Here is a 17,870-nt window from a genome sequence, read left to right as displayed (position 1 = left end):
CTCGTTCCCTCACCCGCGCCGAAGCCGTCCGACCGGTCGCGCCCTTCGTCGAGGTCCCCTCGATGAAGGCTCCAGCCTCGATCCGCTAAATTCCCATGCTGTGGCGTGCCTATGCCCTTCTGTCTCATGGAGGAGACCGCTTCGGCCTCGGCTCCGTCGGCCTTGGCTCCTGGCGCATGCCTGCCTTTCCGCCGGCTTCTCGAAAAGCCGACGATGTCCTGAAGGTGCTCGAGGAGGCCGACACTGCCATTTGGTCGGCGAGCGCCTTGTCGGCTTGCGCCGAGAGCGGCCTGCTCGCACGGCTCGGGCAACCGGCCACCACCGGCGAGCTGGCCTTGGCCCTGTCGCTTCCGCCGGCGCTCGTGAAAAGCCTGCTCGACGCCCTCGCAGCCTTGGGCTTCGTCACATGGGAGAACGACCGGGTGCTGGCTTCGCCCGCCCTGATGCCGTTCACGTCGCCTGAAGGAACGGAGACCTTCAGGGCCGCGTTGCGCGCGCCGCTGCTACAGACCGAGGATTTCCGGCGCAAGATAAAGACCGGGACCATGCACCTCGACGGCTGGTCCCATACCGATGACGCGATCATCGAGGCGCAGGGCAGCCTGACCCGGCATTGGACCACGCGGGCGCTGCCGAAGCTGAAATTCCTGCCGGGCCTCGTCCCGCGGCTCGAAACCCCAGGAGCGGCGCTTCTCGACGTGGGGGCAGGCGCTGCAGGCCTCTCCATCGCGCTCTGCCGGCAATTCCCTCATCTGAGTGCCGTGGCGCTCGAGCCGGCGCCGCATCCGGCAGAGATTGGCGCGAGGCACGTGCGGCAGGCAGGCCTGGGGGATCGCATCGCGATCCGCCGCAAGCGGGTAGAGGACTTGCAGGAAGACAAGACGTTCGATCTCGCCTTCCTGCCCCAGATGTTCCTGCCCGATGCGGTCATCGAGGAGGCCGTTCAACGGATTTACCGCGCCTTGAAGCCGGGTGGCTGGCTTCTGGTTGCAGCGCTCTCCCATAAGGGTCCGGGCATGACCTCGGCCGTCAACCGGCTGAAGAACCTGCTCTGGGGCGGTAACACCCGCGACGTGGCCCATATCAAGCCGCTGCTGGAATCGACCGGGTTCGACCCGGTGATCCGGGCGCCGGGACGGCAGTCCCTGCGCATGATCTGTGCCCGTCGCCCAAACCTGCGTGATCTGCCTTGAACTGGATCATGCCATTCCTAGAACCAACACAACTGGACATAGGCCTTGGAACGAATAGGCTTGTGCCCTGCGGGAGGACATCGTGAGCGCTCAAGGAACTTCGGTTGCAGTCATCGGCGGAGGACTGGGCGGCTTGGCGGCCGCCTGTGTCGCGGCCGCCCGCGGCCATAAGGTCACGCTTTACGACAAGAACGCCTGGATCGGCGGCAAGGCAGCTGTTCTGCACGAAGAGGGGTTCCGCTTCGACATGGGCCCGACGATCCTCACCGTGCCGCGGGTTCTGGAGCGCATCTTCGCTGAAGCCGGACGCAACCTCTCCGATTATCTCGACCTCGTGCGGCTCGATCCGCAATGGCGCTGCTTCTTCGACGACGGCACGCAGATCGACCTGCAGGAAAACATCGGCGCCATGGCTGAGGCCATGGACCGCTTCGCGCCGGGCAAGAAGACCGGCGAGGGCTACAAGCGCTTTCAGGAAATCTCCTCCCATCTTCACGACATCTCGAACAAGTTCTTCTTCTGGAAGCCTGTGGAGGATCTGTTCGACACCATCAATATCCGGGCCAACATGAATCCGGGGACGTTGCGGGACGTGCTGTCCCTGCGCATGGGCTCTTCGGTGGCCGGCACCATCCGCTCGAAGGTCAAGGACGAGCGCCTGGCGCAGATGCTCGACCACTTCACGCAGTATGTCGGCTCTTCTCCTTATGGCTCTCCCGCCGTGCTGTGCGCCATCGCCCACATGCAGGCGGCGGACGGTGTGTGGTACCCGATGGGCGGCACCCGCGCGGTCGCGGAAGCCCTGGCGAAGCTCGCAACGGAACTCGGCACTAGCATCAAGACCGACAGCGACGTGGCTTCCCTCCAGATCGTGAACGGTGCGGTGGAAGGTGTCGTGCTCGTCAGCGGCGAAGCGGTGGCCTACGACAGCGTGATCTCCAACATGGATTCGATCCGCACCTATCGCGAGCTCGTCGGCGGCGAGGTGGGCGAGCACTACGCACGCAAGGATTTCGAACCGGCCTGCTCCGGCGTGGTGCTCTATCTCGGCCTCAACAAGCGCTACGATCACCTTCTCCACCATGACTTCGTGTTCTCGCGCGATCCGGAGGAGGAGTTCGACTACATCTATCGCCGGGGCGAGCCTGCCCCGGATCCGACCTGCTATCTCGCGGCACCCGCCGCTACAGATCCGAGCGTAGCGCCGGAGGGCGGCGAGGCGCTCTACGTCCTCGTGCACACGCCGTATCTCCGCCCCCATCACGACTGGTCGCAGATGTTCCCGGCTTATCGCAAGGTGATCATCGACAAGCTGAAACGCACGGCGGGCATGGCGGACATCGAGGAGCGCATCGTCGTCGAGCGGCATCTGACGCCGCAGGACATCCACGACCGCTACAAGGTGCTCAACGGCGCTATATATGGGCTGGCGAGCCACGGCAAGTTCATGGGCGCGTTCAAGCCGGGCAACCGAAGCCGGCAGGTGCAGGGCCTCTATCTCGCCGGCGGCGCGGCTCATCCTGGGCCGGGCATGCCGATGGTGATGATGTCGGGCTGGATCGCCGCCGACGCTCTCGATGCAGACACCAAGGCTGCCAATCTACGGAACGTGTCTTGAGGCAGGAAACGAGCCAAGCCGCCAGAGAACGCTCCCCGCCTCAGGGCGCGGAGCCATCCCCTGTGGCGCGCCGCTCTCCCCTGATCCACCGCTTCATGGTGTCGACCTTCCGCCGCTATTTCACGCGCCACATGAACGCCCTGCGGGTTGCGTCCTGGGGCATGCCGGCAGCCCCGGCGAATGGTCCCGTGATCGTCTACTCGAACCATCCGGGCTGGTGGGATGCGGCCATCTACATCCTCGCTGCGGACCACTTCCTTCCCGCGTATGAAAGCTACGCACCCATCGATGCCGCGATGCTCAAGCAATACGGCATCTTCGGCCGTATCGGCGCGTTCGGTGTCGATCTCGAAAGCCCGCGCGGCGCGGCGAATTTCCTGCGCACCAGCGCCGAAATCCTGTCGTCGCCGAACCGCTCCCTCTGGGTCACCGCGCAAGGCCGCTTCGGCGATGTGCGCGAGCGTCCGCTCGGCCTCAAGCCCGGCGTGGCGCGGGTTCCCGAACTCGCACCCGACTGCACGGTCATTCCGCTTGCCATCGAATACGGCTTCTGGCTCGAGCGCGGGGCCGAGGCTTTCATCGCGTTCGGCAAGCCGATGCAGGGCAAGGATCTCTTGAGTCTTGCACGCCCCGCCCGCCTGGAGCGACTCGAGACCGAGCTTGCAACCACCCTTGATCGGTTGAGCGCCGACGTGCAGAGCCGCGACCCGGCGCACTTTCGCGCTATGCTTGAAGGCCGCGCCGGAGTGGGCGGCATCTATGACGGGTGGCGCCGGATGACCGCGGCATTGCGGGGCCGAACCTTCGATCCGTCGCATGAGGGTCGCGCCTCATGATCGTCCTCGGCCTCGTTCTCCTTGCTCTTGCGGCGCTTCCCTTCGCGCTTTCTCTCGTGAACCTGAGCATCCTGCGCGCGACGCCGGCTCATGCACCGAAAGGGGATGTCCTCGTCTCGATCCTGATTCCTGCGCGCAATGAGGCGAAGAACATCGGCCCTGCCCTCGATGCCGCTCTTGCCAGTGTCGGCGTGCCGGTCGAGATCCTGGTCATGGACGACGGCTCCACGGACAACACGCCGGAGATCGTCAGAGACTACGCCGCACGCGATGAGCGCGTGCGCCTTCTCACCGCCCCTCCTCTTGAGGACGGATGGACCGGCAAGGTCCATGCCTGCCATCATCTCTCCGAGGCCGCCAAGGGCACGCATTTTCTGTTCGTCGATGCCGATGTGCGCGTGGCGCCGCATGCGGCCGCCCGCCTGGCTGGTCACGCGCAGGAGACCCATGCCAGCCTGGTGAGCGCCGTGCCGCAGCAGATCATGCGCTCGCTCGGCGAGCTGCTGACCGTGCCCACCATCAACCTGCTGCTTCTCGGCTACCTGCCCATGGGCTTCATGCGCCTGTCGCGCGATCCCGGTCTCGGCGCGGCCTGCGGCCAGCTCATGCTGGTGGAGCGGGAGGCCTATCGTGCAAGCGGGGGGCATGCCTCTATCCGCACACGCATCCATGACGGCATTCAACTGGCGCGGCTCTTCCGCCGCAAGGGCCTCATGACGGATCTCGTGCCGGGCGATCACCTCGCATCCTGTCGGATGTATGCGCGCTTCATTGATGCCTGGAACGGCTTTGCCAAGAATGCCCATGAGGGCATGGCAACGCCGGTTGCCCTGCCGATCTGGACCATGCTTCTGCTCGGCGGGCACGTGCTGCCCTTCGCATTGCTTGCCTTCACGCCAAGTCCTCTCATCGTGGCCGCGGCGCTCCTGTCGCTCGCGACACGAACGCTCGTGACACTGGCGACACGGGAGAACCCCTGGTCGATCCCCTTACATCTCTTCACCATGCTGGTCGGGCTCGCGATCCAGTGGAGCGTGCTCCTGCGGATCGGCACCACTCGGCGCGCCGGCTGGAAGGGACGGCTCTATCCCGTGGGGGTGAAGCCATGAGCCCGGATGTAATCCAAACCACAAAGCGGCCGCGCGACGAGAATTTTCCGGTGGCCTCGCTGGTGCTCTCGCCCGAGCACAGGGATGCAGTTTTGGCTTTCTATGCCTTTGCCCGGATGGCCGACGACATCGCCGATGCACCCGATATCAAAGCGGCCGAAAAGCTCAACCGGCTCGATGAACTGGAGCAGGCACTCATCGCCGGCGATCCTGCGATGCCGGAGGCCGCGCGTCTGCACGCGGCCGACAAGCGGCACAAGGCCGGGATCGTGCAGGCTCGCGATCTTCTGCGCGCCTTCCGGCAGGACGTGGTCAAGGCCCGCTACAACGAATGGGCGGAGCTCATCGAGTATTGCCGCTTCTCGGCCAACCCGGTCGGGCGCTTTCTCCTGGCGCTCCACGGGGAGCGCAGCGCCGCCCAGGCTCCGGCGGACGCCCTGTGCACGGCACTGCAGATCCTCAACCACCTGCAGGATTGCGGCAAGGATCACCAGGATCTCGGCCGCATCTACATCCCCCTGCGCTGGATGATGGGAGCTGGCTCCGAGAAGGCCTTCTTCGATCCGGCCCAAGCTAATCTGCGCCGCAGCGTGGTCGATGCCATGCTCGATCGGGTCGATGCGCTGATCGACCAGGCGCAATCCCTGCCGGAGCATCTGCAAAACAGGCGCCTGCGCGCGCAAAGCATCGCCACGATTGCTCTCGCCCGTCGCTTGAGCGAGCGCCTGCGCCGCAGCGATCCGGTTCTGGAACGGGTGCAGGTGAGCAAGGCCGATGCCTGCATGGCATTCCTGCGCGGCTTAAGCGGAACGCTGCGCCGGCCGGTCAACACCGACCATCAGGTCACCGCCGTCATGGTGCGGCGCTCCGGCTCTTCCTTCCGGCTCGGCATGCAGAGCCTGCAGAGAGAGCGCCGGCGCGCCATGCATGCGGTCTATGCGTTCTGCCGCGCCGTCGACGACATTGCCGATGGGGCCGCGCCGCCCTCCGAGAAGCGTGTGTTCCTGCGCGAGTGGCGGCGCGAGATCGACCGGCTGCACCGTGCCCCGGAAACGCCCATCGGGCGGGAGCTCGCCCGCGCCTCGACCTTGTTCAAGCTGCCCGTAGAGGAATGCCACGCGCTCCTCGACGGCATGGAGATGGACAGTGCCGAGCGATTGCGGATCGCGAGCGATTACGAGCTCAATCTCTATGGCCGCCGGGTGGCGGGCTCGGTCGGAGCCCTGTCGATCCGCATCTTCGGCGCGCCGTCCGCCCACGATTTCGCGCTCAATCTCGGGCGCACCCTGCAGCTCGTGAACATTCTTCGCGATGTGGATGAGGATGCAGCCTGCGAGCGCGTCTATGTTCCCCTCTCGCGGCTGGCGCAGCTCGGGTTGCAGGATGCGCCGGCCGCCACCCTCGTGGCTGATCCGCGCTTCGCCCGCGTCTGCGAGGGCTTGGCCGAGGAGGCGCGCGCAGGGTTTGTGGCGGCGGATGCTGCCCTGACGCGCCTCGACCGCGCGGCGCTCAAACCCGCGATCTTGATGATGGAGAATTACCGCCGCGTGCTCGCCCGGCTGCAGGCACGCGGCTGGGGCACGCGCCAGGGCCGGCTGCGCCTGAGCACGGCCGATCGCCTGCACCTGATCACCCGCGCCATGAGGCCCGCATGACGGCACGGCGCACCCATATCGTCGGAGCGGGAGTCGCGGGCCTGAGCGCAGCGCTCGCCGTCACGGCCGATGGCGGTGAGGCCGTGCTCTACGAGGCGGCTCCCCATCCGGGCGGGCGCTGCCGCACGCTGCATCCCGCCGATGGGTTCGACCATGACAACGGCACTCATGTGCTGTTTACGGCCAACGGACGCGCCATTGATCTCTTGAAGACCGTGGGCGCCCGCGAGCGCTGGTGTGAGCCCGAGCCCAAAGGCCTTCCGCTCTATGACGGCCGCACCGGCGAGATGCGCAGGGTCGGCCTCTCGCCCTGGTCCTGGCTGCTGCCATCGCGCCGCCCGCAGGGGCTGACCCTGCCCGATCTCCTGCGCATCATGCGCCTCGTCTTCGCCTCGAAGGACTGCCCGGTTGCCTCCATCATCGGGAAGCGACCAATCATGGACAGCCTGATCGAGCCGCTCACCGTAGCGGTCCTCAACACGCCGCCCGAGCATGCTTCCGCGCAGCGCCTTGCCTGTGCGCTGCGCCAACTCATCCGCCCCGGCGCCGGTCGACTCCTGGTGGCGAAGAACGGCCTGAGCCAGGACCTCATCGAGCCCGCCGTCGCGGCGCTGCAGGCCAGGGGCGCGCCCGTTCTCACCGGACAGCGTCTGCGCACCCTTCTCACGGCCAACGGACGCGTCATCGGCCTGGCGCTAAGCGACCGCACGATCATGCTTGGTCCCGACGACCGCGTGATCCTAGCGCTCCCGCCTTATGAAGTTGAGCGGCTCTTGCCCGATCTTCCCGTACCGACACAGTTCGAACCGATCCTCAACGTGCATTACCGCATGAAGGGTCTGGAGCGTCCACGCTTCATCGGCTTCACCGGCACGCTCGCCCAATGGGCGCTGATCCGCGAAAGCCATGTGAGCGTCGCCGTTTCGGCAGCCGATGCGGTGGTCGATCAGAACGCATCCGACGTAGCGGCAAAGATCTGGCGCGAGATCGCGCCCGCTTTGCGCTCCCTCGGCCTCGACGCGCAGCCCGACCGGCAGCCTGAAACGCGCGTCGTGAAGGAAAAGCGCGCCACGATTCGCCAGGCAGCCGAGGCGCTGCCGCAGCCGCCCCTGCGGCCGCTTGCGAATTTGGCGCTCGCCGGCGATTGGATCGGCACGCTTCCCGCCACCATCGAGAGCGCCGTGATGGCGGGCGAACACGCCGCATCCATTCTGCACCATGCCCGCGGCACCCGGGCCACTCTCGCTAAAGACCGAGCCTTGAAGACGGAGAACGCGGCATGATTCAGGACCATCCGCCGCTCACCGTTCTGCTCGCCGCGCCGCGCGGCTTCTGTGCCGGAGTCGAGCGCGCCATACAGGCCGTCGAGGACGCCCTGGAGCGGACGGGAAAGCCCGTCTATGTGCGCCACGAGATCGTGCACAACAACCGCGTGGTGGACGACCTCAAGCGCAAAGGGGCAATCTTCGTCGACGACATCGCGGAAATCCCCGATGGTGCCGTCGCGATCTTCAGCGCCCATGGTGTGTCGCGCGCGGTGGAGCGCGAGGCTACGGGTCGCGGACTCTCCGTGCTCGATGCCACCTGCCCGCTCGTGCGCCGCGTTCATCTCGAAGGGCAGCGCCATGCCAAGGCAGGCCGCGAGGTCATCGTCATCGGCCATCGGGGCCATGTGGAAATCGAGGGCACGACGGGGCAGATCGACGGCAGCGTGTATGTGGTCGAGAGCGCCGAGGAGGCGTTGACCGTTCCAGTCCTGAACCCGGAGCGCATCGCCTACATTACCCAGACCACGCTCTCTGTGGACGACACGCGCGAGATCATCGCCGTCCTGAAATCACGTTTTCCGACAATCCAGGGCCCCGACGTCAAGACGATCTGCTACGCGACGCAAAACCGGCAGATGGCCGTGCGCGTCATCGCCCGGCGGGCGGAGCGGATCATCGTGTGCGGCGCGCGCAATTCCTCGAACACAAATCGCCTGTGCGAGGTTGCCGCTAACGAGGGACGCCAGGCGCTTCTGCTGCAGGACCCGAAGGATCTGACGCTGTCCTTCATCGATGGTGCTGCCGTGATCGGCCTGACCGCCGGAGCCTCCGCGCCCGAGGATCTGGTGCAGGAGGCTCTGGCCCGGCTCGCGCAGTGGCGGCGCCTCACGGTGGAAGAGGTGCGTGTCACCCACGAGGATGCGCAGTTCGCCCCCGTGGATCTCTCACGTCTCGTCTCCGATGCATCGGACCCAAAAGTGGTTTCCACTTTTGGGATTAATCCGATGCTCATCTCCTGAGTTGGCGCATCGTGTGGACCGGGAAACAGGGTCCACTTTTCCGCACGATGCGCTAGCTCGCAAACGCTTCCTGAACGTCCTGCGGGATGGCCGTGACCAGCCCGAGCCGGTCGCGGCGCAGCCAGCGCCACAGCATGAGCGCAGCCACCACGGCAAGCCCGCTGGCGAGCCCGATCCAGATTCCGATGCCGCGCAGCGGCGTGTTGAAGGCCAGGATGATACCGAGCGGCAGGCCGACACCCCAATAGCCCAAAGCCGCATAGATCATCGGCACCCGCGTATCCTGCAGACCGCGCAGCATGCCGGCGCCAACCGCCTGCGCGCCGTCCACCAGCTGGAAGATGGCCGCCACAACCAGGAACGAGCGTGCCAGATCGACCACGAGCGCGTTCTTGGGATCGCTTAGGTCGAGGAAGGCGCCCAGCAGCAGGTGCGGCGCGAACATCATGAGCGAGGCCGTGAGGACCATGAAGCCCGTGCCAAGCGCGAAGGACGTCCAGCCGGCGCGGGTAACCCCTGGCGCATCCTGCGCGCCATAGGCACGGCCCACGCGCACCGTGACGGCCTGCCCGATGCCGAGGGGAACGGAGAAGCAGAAGGAGGCAATCTGCAGGGCCACCGCATGCGCCGCCAGCTCGCTCGCGCCGAGTCGGCCCATCAGCATCGCCGCCGCGTTGAAGATTGTTACCTCAAACATCAGCGTCAGGCCGATGGGGACGCCAAGCCGCCACAGGGTGCGATAGCGTGGCCAGTCGGCGCGCCAGAAGCGTCCGAAGACGTGATATCGCCTCAGCTTCGGATCGAGGACGATCACGAGGGCAAGCCCGAGAAACATGAACGTGCTCGAGAGCACCGTACCTAAGCCCACGCCCACCAGCCCCAGAGCCGGCAGGCCGAACGCGCCGACCATCAGGGCATAGGCCGCGCCGAAATTCACCGGAATGGCCAGCAGCCCGATGAACAGCGCCCAGCCCGGACGCTCCAGCGCCGCCAGGAAGGAGCGCAGCACCAGGAAGAACAGGAACGGCAGAAGGCTCCACTGCAGCGCGCGCATGTACTCGCCTGCATTCTGGGCGAGCCTGGGCTCTTGGCCGATGGCAAGCAGAATCGCCTCTCCGTTCCAGGCCACGATCCAGATCGGGATTGCGACCGTCACCGAGGCCCACAGGCCCTGGCGGACCGTGCGCCGCACCTCACGCACCGAATGGCGCTTGCGGCCAAGCTCCTCGGCGATGATCGGCGAGGTGGCGTTCACGAGGCCGATGCCGAAGATGAGAAAGGCGAAGTAAAGATTAGTGCCGAGCGCACCCGCCGCGAGAGACTCTGACCCCATCCAGCCCATCAAAATCACGTCGGTGGTCATCAAGGCGTTCTGCGCCAGGGTGGCGAGCACGAGCGGCCAGCCGAGAGCCAGAGTAGCCCGGAGCTCCGCCAGCCAGGCGGTGCGTTCGGTCAGGGAGGTGCGATGAATCATGGTGCCGGGCTTGTAACCAACCTGCCGCCGGAAAGCCACAGCCGGAACTCTCGTAGCGGCAAGGAACCTGAGCTCAACCGCGTCCGTTCACCTCTTCGCTCACATTCTTGTGTTGTTTCCCCGGAGTTCTCCATGGCGCAGCAGGCGCTCTCCACCGCAATCGACTTCGCCCTGCCGCCAATCCTGCACAACGAGCGGGGCGAAGTGCGCACGGTCGGAGTCGAGATCGAGTTCGTCGGCCCCTCCGCCGAGAAGACCATACAGGCCTTCCAGGAGGCTTTCGGTGGAAGGATCATGGAGGAAGACCCGCACTCCTTCGCGCTGAAGGACTCTGCCGTCGGGGACCTGACGGTCGAGCTCGATATCCGAATCCTGCATCCCGGCAAGCAGGCCGGCACGCAGCGCGGCATGCTGCCCAAGATCGCTGCGCTTTTCGGCTTTGCAGCACGCTATCTCGTGCCCTGCGAACTCGTCACCGCTCCCACCCCCATTGACCGCCTGGAAGAGCTTAACCGCATCCTGACAATCCTGCGCAGGCTCGGCGCCAAGGGCACGCAGGATGCGCCCTTCTATGCCTTCGGGCTGCATTTCAATCCGGAGATCCCGCGCCGGGATGCGGCGACTGTCACGGCATTCATGAGGAGCTTCGCGCTGCTCAACTCATGGCTCCGGCGCGAGGCTTCCCCGGACACCACCCGCAACCTCCTCGGCTTCGCGGATCCGTTCCCGGCCGAGTATGTGCGCAGGATCGTCCAGCCGGATTACGGACCGGACATCGAGACTTTCATCGACGACTATCTTGCTTTCAATCCAACGCGGAACCGCGACCTCGACCTCCTGCCGCTCCTGCATCACTTCGATGCCAAGCGCGTGCGCGCCGTGCTGCCGACCGAGAAGATCAACGGCCGTCCCACTTTTCATTATCGTCTGCCCGATGCGCGGGTGAGCGATCCCGGCTGGAGCATCGCGCCGGATTGGAACCGCTGGGTCTGCGTCGAGCGCCTGGCTGCCGACCGCGAGAAGCTCGATGCGGTCGGATCCGCCTATCTCGGCTTCGAGGGGGAGGACAAGAGCTGGGCCAACGTGGTGGAGCAGATCGTACGCTCATGACCAGGCCTCTCATCGGCGTCACCACGTCTCGCCGCGGCGGATGGCGCAGCTACCTCATGCACCGGCTGGCGCTGTATCGCGCAGGCGCGCGCTCCATCCGGCTCGTGCCGGGCAATCCTCTGCCGGCGGAGCCGCTCCACGGTCTCATCATCGGCGGCGGCGACGATATCGGGGCGGAGATCTATGGCGGGCAGGTCCTGCCCGACGTGCGCATCGATCCCGAGCGCGACAAGCTGGAACTCAGTCTTCTCAAGGCGGCTCTGCCAGTCGGTTTGCCGGTGCTCGGCATCTGCCGCGGATCACAGATGATCAACGTGGCGCTCGGCGGGACGCTGCACATGGATATCTACGAGGTCTATGTGCAGGCGCCGAAGATGCGCACGGTGCTGCCGCGCAAGACCGTCTCCATCGAGCCGGGATCGCGCCTCAACGGCATCCTGCGCTGCAATCCATGCCTGGTGAATGCCCTGCATCACCAATCTGTTGACCGGCTCGGGCAGGGTCTCGCCATTGCGGCCCATGACGAGAGCGGTATCGTGCAGGCCATCGAGAGCCGGAGCGCGCCGTTCCTGCTGGGCGTGCAGTGGCATCCGGAACTGCTGGTCTGGAAGAAGCCGCACCAGCGGCTGTTTGCAGCGCTCGCCGAGGCGGCCCGCGAGGCGGTGCAGCCGCTCTCAGCAGCGGCACTCGCACTTTAGATCAGCGAGCGCGCCTGGATGTGCGCGGAAAGAGCGGAATGACCTTGCTGTCTCTAGGCGGATTCATGTGCCGCTGGATCGCGGCATGCAAGTCTCGGCTGATAATCGGCTTCTGCAGCAGCGGGAACTCGCTGTTCTCATCGGCCGCGACCGGGTTGCCGGTGATCAACAGAACCGGCAGAGCGGGTGCGATCTGTCGCACCTCACGTGCCAGCATGACACCGTTCATCGTTCCGGGCATCGCGATATCCGCCAGCACCAGCGCAGGCCTGCGGGCATTCAGGGACTTGATTGCCTGCGCAGCATCGGTGGCGATGCTGGTTACGTAGCCGAACTCCTCCAGGCTCGACTGAAGAGCGAGCGCCACTTCGAGTTCGTCGTCCACCACGAGAACCTCGGTGTGGTTCGGCACCGGCTCCTCAGGCGCCTCGTCCTCGCTCGGCAGACCCGGCGGCAACAGGGTCGCGGCCTCAGCCCGTGGGAGATAGAGAATGATTGCAGTGCCCGCTGCGTCCCGACGCACCTCGGAGGCGCCGCCGAGGCCCTCCAGGAAATGCAGGCTCTGCCTCAGGGACAGCCAGGACGAGAGGTCAAGGTCCCGCAGGGCAAAGGCCTGCTCGAGATCGACCTCCGGGGGGTGGCGCCCGTCATCGGGTCCTGAGCTGCGGATGGTCAGCTGCACGAAATCGCCCTCGCGCGTCAGGTCCGGCAGCGCTCCCTTCTCAACCAAAACGTTACGGGCCTCGAGCGTGATGGTGCCCCCCTGAGGGAGAGCATCCCTGGCATGTCCGCTTAGCGTCACGATCGCCGTCTGGATAGCATCCGGATCGGCCTCCACGGACCAGAGATCCTCTGCGAGGGACAGCCGCATGTCGACGGTATCGCGCAGCAGCGAACGGCTCAGCAGATCGGCGACCGAACTCACCTGCTCGGCGATGCTCACATACTGGACCTTTGCCTCGCCTTGGCGAGCAAAGGCCGTCGACCGGGCGATGAGCTTGGCCGCCTGATCGGCGGCCACGAGAGCCGACAGCAGCTTGCGTTGCAGGATCGGCTGCTCCTTCAGCTGGCGTGCCGCAGAATCGATATTGGCGCTGATGACCATGAGGCGGTTGTTGAGATCATGGGTGATGCCGTCGCGCAGCCGATCAACGGCCTGAGCCTTCTGGAGGCGGCGCAGGGCTTCGTCCTCACCAGACGCTGACGGCGCTTCAGGAAACGCGTCCTCAGCGAAAGCGAACGGGAGAGCGGGTTCTTCGATCAGGCCGGCCGTGACGTCCTCGAACACGGAGAATTCGTCGGATGCATTGGCCTCCTCTTCGCCGAGAACCTGCCGGATCTGCCGTCCGATCAGCAGCGGAGCCCCGGCGGCCATCAGCAGAAAAAGCCCTGCCGCCGCGGCGATCAGCACGGTATCCCTGGAGAAGGCAGCGCCGGCCAGCGCGAACCCCGACAGGATCAGGGCGCAGGACAGGGCCAGCAGAGACAGCTTCAACAGGGCAGGCGGCAATGGCACTCAAGCTTCCCGAAAATATGGATTGACCCGGCGCCCCTCAGACGCCACTTCCAACCGCTATCTTGTGTAGCACGAACCGAGGGCAAGCGCGGTCGCCTCGCGATAAAGTGTTACTGCCTGACAAAGGAGATGATTGTGCGGCTTTCTGATGTCCATGGATTGGCGCGCCTAGTGCTCGCGGTGGTTTTGACGACTTCGTTTGTCCCGCAGGTCAGAGCTCAGGAGACACCTGACCGATCCATCGAGCGCCGCGTCAACGAGCTCCTCGGGCAGATGACCCTGGAGGAGAAGGTCGGCCAGCTCAATCTCGTCTCCCATGGACCGCCCCTGCGCTGGGAGGACATTTCTGAAGGCAAGGCCGGTGCCCTGCTCAACTTCAACAGCGCCCCGGACGTGGCCCGCGCCCAGGCTCTGGCACGCCAGAGCCGCCTCAAGATCCCGCCGCTCTTCGGCCTCGACGTGCTGCACGGCTTCCGCACCCAGTTTCCGCTTCCCTTGGGAGAGGCCGCGGCCTTCAGCCCGCGCGTCTCGCGGCTCGCGTCCGAGTGGGCCGCCAAGGAAGCGGCCTATGTGGGCGTGAACTGGACCTTTGCGCCGATGGCCGACCTCTCCCGCGACAGCCGCTGGGGCCGCATCGTCGAAGGTTTTGGCGAAGATCCGTATCTTGGCTCCATTCTGACAGCTGCCCGTGTGGAAGGCTTCCGCAACGGAGGCCTTGCCGCCTCAACGAAGCATTTCGCAGGCTACGGCGCGCCGCAGGGCGGGCGCGACTACGACACCACCTACATCCCGCGCGCGGAGATGTACGACACCTACCTGCCGCCGTTCCGGGCCGCGGTGGAGGCGGGTTCGGCAAGCTTCATGGCCGCCTTCAACGCGCTCAACGGCGAACCCTCGACGGCCAATCCCTGGCTGCTGACGGATGTGCTGCGCAAGCAATGGGGTTTTGACGGCTTCGTCACCTCCGACTGGGTCGGCATCGGCGAGTTGATCAACCACGGCATCGCGGCGGATGGCGCGGAGGCCGCCCGCAAGGCGATTCTCGCCGGCGTCGACATGGACATGATGGGGCTGCTCTACATCAAGCACCTGCCCGACGAGGTGCGCGCCGGCCGGGTGCCGGAGAGCGTGATCGACGAATCCGTGCGCCGGGTGCTGCGCACCAAGTTCCGCATGGGGCTCTTCGATAAGCCGGACATGGACCCGTCGCGCTCCGATTTGGCCTTCCCATCCACGGAATCACGTCAGGCGGCGCGCGAAGTGGCGCGCGAGACCTTCGTGCTGCTGCAGAACCGCGGCGACGTGCTGCCGGTGCCGGTAAGCGCCCGTTCCATCGCGGTGATCGGGCCGCTCGCCAATGCGCCGCACGACCAGATGGGGCCGCATGCCGCCCGCGGTCATAAGGAGGACAGCGTCACGATTCTCGAAGGCATCCGCCGCCGGGCTCAGGGCGCCGGCATCACAATTCGCCATGCTCCCGCCTGTGACCTGTTCTGCCGCGACACCAGCGAGCTCCAGGTAGCCCTCGACGCCGCGAAGCAATCCGATTTCGTGATCGCCGTCTTTGGAGAGCCACAGGAGTTGTCCGGCGAGGCCGCCTCCCGTGCCCATCTCGAACTCAACGGCCGGCAGATCGCGGTGCTGGAGGAACTCGCCAAGACCGGCAAGCCGGTGGCGCTCGTCCTTCTGGGTGGACGGCCACAGGTACTCGGTCCGGTGGCGGAGCGTATTCCTGCGATCCTGATGGCCTGGTATCCGGGCACGGAGGCGGGACCTGCGGTTGCCGACGTGCTGTTCGGCGACGTGAGCCCGAGCGGCAAGCTCCCTGTCACCTGGCCGCGGGCTACGGGGCAGCTGCCGCTCTATTACAACCGGCTGCCCACCGGCCGGCCGACGAAGTCGGACAACCGCTTCACCCTGCAATACATCGACGAGGTGATCACGCCGCTCTATCCGTTCGGCTGGGGCCTGAGCTACACCCAGTTCGCCTATTCCGATGCCGCGATGGCGCGACAAAAGATCGACCAGGGCCAAGTGCTGGAAGTGTCGGTGAACGTGAAGAACACAGGCACGCGAGAAGGCCAGGAGGTCGTGCAGCTCTACACCCGCGACCCCGTGGCAAGCCGCAGCCGTCCCTTGCGCGAGCTGAAGGCCTTCGAGAAAGTTGCCCTGAAGACCGGCGAGACGAAGCGCGTGACCCTGCGGGTGCCCGTGGAGTCGCTCGGCTTCCATCTCGACGACGGCACCAATCTAGTCGAAGCCGGCACCATCGAAACGTTCGTAGGTGGCTCGTCGCTCGCCGAACGGGTCGGAGAGGCCGAGATCGTGAAAACCTTCCGCATCCCGCCCATGGAGCGGCGCGCCTCCGCGTCGACCAGCGTCGCGCAATAGCCCAAAACGCAGGCTGCCCGAGAATGATGTTCGGGCAGCCTTTCGATGCCACGAGGTTTGCGTCGGAAGCTCTTTCATCGAGCGGAACATCAATGCAGGCTTGGCGGTTCACTCATGACAGAGTGGAGTTGTCACCCATGCCCGATCTCAGCCGCAACCCCGTCGAGACCCTGGCCCGGTTCGGCTATGGCGCAAGGGGCGTGGTCTATGGCCTCGTCGGCGTTCTGGCGCTGCTCGCCGCGATCGGGTCCGGCGGTCAGACCGGCGGCAGCCGCTCTGCCCTTCAGACGCTCGTCTCCCAGCCCTTCGGCAAGGTCTGGCTCGTCCTGATTGCGGCCGGGTTGTTCGGGTTCTGCGCCTGGCGGATCCTGGAGGCGCTCACCGATGCCGACAATCGAGGCTCCGACATGAAGGGCTGGGCTATCCGGGGAGCGCATCTCGTCAGCGGCATCGTCTATGCGGGTCTTGCCCTCTCCACCCTGAACCTTGCCCTCGGGCGCGGCTCGGAAGGCGGCGGTGAGGATAGCGCCGCCCAGGATTGGACGGCCTGGCTCATGAGCCAGCCCTTCGGCCAGTGGCTGGTGGCCCTCGTCGGGCTCATCATCGCCGGGACGGGCCTTGCCTTCATCATGAAGGCTTGGCGCGGCCGGGTGGCCGACCGCCTCTCCCTGCCGTCCGACAAGCGGGGCTGGTTCGTCAGCATCGGCCGCATGGGCTTTGCCGCCCGCGGCGTCGTGTTCCTGATGATCGGCGGCTTCCTGGGGCTCGCCGCCTGGCACGCCTCCTCGTCGCAGGTGCACGGCCTCGGCGGCGCCCTCCAGGCCCTGGAGCAGCAGCCCTATGGCTGGGTGCTGCTGGCGCTCACGGCTATCGGCCTGTTCGCCTTCGGCCTCTTCGGCCTCATCCAGGCCCGCTACCGCCACATCGACGCGCCGGATCTCGACGACGCCAAAGCCGCCGTCGCACGGGTGAGCCGATAAGCAGGTTGTTGCTGGAAAACTGGCGATCCCGGGAAGACTCGAACTTCCGACCTTCGGTTTAGGAAACCGCTGCTCTGTCCTGCTGAGCTACGGGACCGCTTAAGACCGGGGATTTAGCACGGTCGGCAGGGGCATTCCAGTGGGTAGAAGCCGCGAGATCAGGCTCCGGTATTCTCCCGAACGATTGCGGCGGCGAACTGAAGGAACTCCCCACGGCCAAGCCGGTTGGTGAAGGCAACTGGAGGTACATCATGGCGCAGACGCTTCGCGATTTTCTGAAACAGGTCGAGAATCTCCCCCCCGACACCTTGCTCTGCGTCGCTGAAGTGGACGAGGCCTTCGCTGCCCATGTGGCGGAGGTCGAGATCATCGAGGATGCGAAGCCTCAGAACCGCAAGGCGGAAGGCATCGAAGCGGTAGAACTCGGGAACGGCAAGGAACGGGTTGTCGTGATCCGCTGGTAGGCCCGGAGGAAGCGGACGTCCTTCGCGAAAACCTGCCGATCTTGGCCGCAACAATTCGGACGATGTTCGATTGACTTCCCGAGACGGCATCCGGACGCCGGACTGCCGCTCCAGGACGCAACGAACATCGGTCAGGATTTCACCATGACGAAGAACATCCCAGGCTCCCGCACGAATCCCGAGGGCATCCCGCAGGAGGGCCATGGCGGCTCGAACACGCGCGGCACGCAAGCCAAGCAGGGCAAGGACGGCAACGGTGCCCAGAAGCGGCAGCAGGAGAAGAAGTCATGAGCAGCACCGGCAACCGCAGCAATCCGAACCATACCCGTATCGCCGGACACCAGGGGCAGGATGAGCCCAACGTCAATGCCAGCGGCAAGCCCGATATCGGCCGGCAGGGCGGCGCGACCCATCAGGAGAGCCGCGACCACAACAAGCATAACAATTCAGGGCAGAGCGGGCACAAGCCGCAGCAGCACAGGCCGGAGCAGGAAAAGCACTGATCCTATCACTCTAAGCGTAGCCGTTTCATCCTGAGT

Annotated in this window: 16 protein-coding genes and 1 tRNA gene; 14 read left to right on the top strand and 3 right to left on the bottom strand. The window is 65.7% G+C overall.

What is annotated here, in order from left to right; translation table 11 throughout:
* The first annotated feature begins 95 nt into the window (after nucleotides 1-95).
* The 7 genes from VB618_RS11555 (at nucleotide 96) to ispH (ending at nucleotide 8,698) form a co-directional block, all read left to right on the top strand.
* Complete coding sequence (locus VB618_RS11555) at nucleotides 96-1,193, top strand: methyltransferase domain-containing protein (RefSeq protein WP_329796794.1); 1,098 nt, start codon at nucleotides 96-98, stop codon at nucleotides 1,191-1,193.
* A gap of 82 nt (nucleotides 1,194-1,275) precedes the next feature.
* A complete protein-coding gene (locus VB618_RS11550; RefSeq protein ID WP_329796793.1) occupies nucleotides 1,276-2,811 on the top strand; it encodes a phytoene desaturase family protein in 1,536 nt (511 codons plus the stop codon).
* Between the two features lie 95 nt (nucleotides 2,812-2,906).
* Entirely contained in the window at nucleotides 2,907-3,647 is a 741-nt protein-coding gene (locus VB618_RS11545; protein ID WP_329796898.1) for a lysophospholipid acyltransferase family protein, read from the top strand.
* Nucleotides 3,644-4,756 (top strand): glycosyltransferase, encoded by a 1,113-nt coding sequence (locus VB618_RS11540; protein WP_329796792.1) that lies wholly within the window; start codon nucleotides 3,644-3,646, stop codon nucleotides 4,754-4,756. The genes VB618_RS11545 and VB618_RS11540 overlap by 4 nt, the downstream gene beginning before the upstream one ends.
* A complete protein-coding gene (locus VB618_RS11535) occupies nucleotides 4,753-6,411 on the top strand; it encodes a squalene/phytoene synthase family protein (protein ID WP_329796791.1) in 1,659 nt (552 codons plus the stop codon). Before VB618_RS11540 ends, VB618_RS11535 begins: the two co-directional genes overlap by 4 nt.
* Complete coding sequence (locus VB618_RS11530; RefSeq protein WP_329796790.1) at nucleotides 6,408-7,694, top strand: hydroxysqualene dehydroxylase; 1,287 nt, start codon at nucleotides 6,408-6,410, stop codon at nucleotides 7,692-7,694. Before VB618_RS11535 ends, VB618_RS11530 begins: the two co-directional genes overlap by 4 nt.
* Entirely contained in the window at nucleotides 7,691-8,698 is a 1,008-nt protein-coding gene (gene ispH / locus VB618_RS11525; protein WP_329796789.1) for a 4-hydroxy-3-methylbut-2-enyl diphosphate reductase, read from the top strand. The genes VB618_RS11530 and ispH overlap by 4 nt, the downstream gene beginning before the upstream one ends.
* Nucleotides 8,699-8,750: 52 nt before the next feature.
* Here ispH and VB618_RS11520 read toward each other — a convergent pair whose 3' ends face one another.
* Nucleotides 8,751-10,172, bottom strand: a complete 1,422-nt coding sequence (locus VB618_RS11520; protein ID WP_329796788.1) for an MATE family efflux transporter — start codon at nucleotides 10,170-10,172, stop codon at nucleotides 8,751-8,753.
* A 132-nt stretch (nucleotides 10,173-10,304) separates the two neighbouring features.
* On the opposite strand from VB618_RS11520, the gene VB618_RS11515 reads away from it, so the two are divergent.
* Nucleotides 10,305-11,282, top strand: coding sequence for an amidoligase family protein (locus VB618_RS11515; RefSeq protein ID WP_329796787.1), 978 nt, complete (start codon nucleotides 10,305-10,307; stop codon nucleotides 11,280-11,282).
* Nucleotides 11,279-11,980 (top strand): gamma-glutamyl-gamma-aminobutyrate hydrolase family protein, encoded by a 702-nt coding sequence (locus tag VB618_RS11510; protein ID WP_329796786.1) that lies wholly within the window; start codon nucleotides 11,279-11,281, stop codon nucleotides 11,978-11,980. Before VB618_RS11515 ends, VB618_RS11510 begins: the two co-directional genes overlap by 4 nt.
* 1 nt (nucleotide 11,981) lies before the next feature.
* On the opposite strand, the gene VB618_RS11505 is transcribed toward VB618_RS11510, so the two are convergent.
* Nucleotides 11,982-13,496 (bottom strand): response regulator, encoded by a 1,515-nt coding sequence (locus tag VB618_RS11505; RefSeq protein ID WP_329796785.1) that lies wholly within the window; start codon nucleotides 13,494-13,496, stop codon nucleotides 11,982-11,984.
* Nucleotides 13,497-13,631: 135 nt separating this feature from the next.
* On the opposite strand from VB618_RS11505, the gene bglX reads away from it, so the two are divergent.
* Nucleotides 13,632-15,887, top strand: coding sequence for a beta-glucosidase BglX (gene bglX, locus VB618_RS11500; RefSeq protein WP_329796784.1), 2,256 nt, complete (start codon nucleotides 13,632-13,634; stop codon nucleotides 15,885-15,887).
* A gap of 137 nt (nucleotides 15,888-16,024) precedes the next feature.
* The gene (locus VB618_RS11495) at nucleotides 16,025-16,867 is read left to right on the top strand and encodes a DUF1206 domain-containing protein (RefSeq protein WP_329796783.1); all 843 of its coding nucleotides are present in this window, start codon (nucleotides 16,025-16,027) and stop codon (nucleotides 16,865-16,867) included.
* A gap of 20 nt (nucleotides 16,868-16,887) precedes the next feature.
* Here VB618_RS11495 and VB618_RS11490 read toward each other — a convergent pair.
* Nucleotides 16,888-16,964: transfer RNA gene (locus VB618_RS11490), tRNA-Arg, on the bottom strand.
* A gap of 154 nt (nucleotides 16,965-17,118) precedes the next feature.
* On the opposite strand from VB618_RS11490, the gene VB618_RS11485 reads away from it, so the two are divergent.
* The 3 genes from VB618_RS11485 to VB618_RS11475 all read left to right on the top strand — a co-directional run bounded on the left by VB618_RS11485 (nucleotide 17,119) and on the right by VB618_RS11475 (nucleotide 17,834).
* Nucleotides 17,119-17,331, top strand: a complete 213-nt coding sequence (locus VB618_RS11485; RefSeq protein ID WP_329796782.1) for a sugar phosphorylase — start codon at nucleotides 17,119-17,121, stop codon at nucleotides 17,329-17,331.
* Nucleotides 17,332-17,475: 144 nt separating this feature from the next.
* Nucleotides 17,476-17,622, top strand: a complete 147-nt coding sequence (locus VB618_RS11480) for a hypothetical protein (protein WP_329796781.1) — start codon at nucleotides 17,476-17,478, stop codon at nucleotides 17,620-17,622.
* Entirely contained in the window at nucleotides 17,619-17,834 is a 216-nt protein-coding gene (locus VB618_RS11475; protein WP_329796780.1) for a hypothetical protein, read from the top strand. Before VB618_RS11480 ends, VB618_RS11475 begins: the two co-directional genes overlap by 4 nt.
* Nucleotides 17,835-17,870: the final 36 nt, after the last annotated feature.

Origin of the sequence: Microvirga sp. CF3062 (assembly GCF_036314045.1) — a bacterium.
Lineage (GTDB): Bacteria > Pseudomonadota > Alphaproteobacteria > Rhizobiales > Beijerinckiaceae > Microvirga.
Note: the sequence above shows the minus strand (reverse complement) of the source record. Positions and strands in the feature narration are given on the sequence as shown.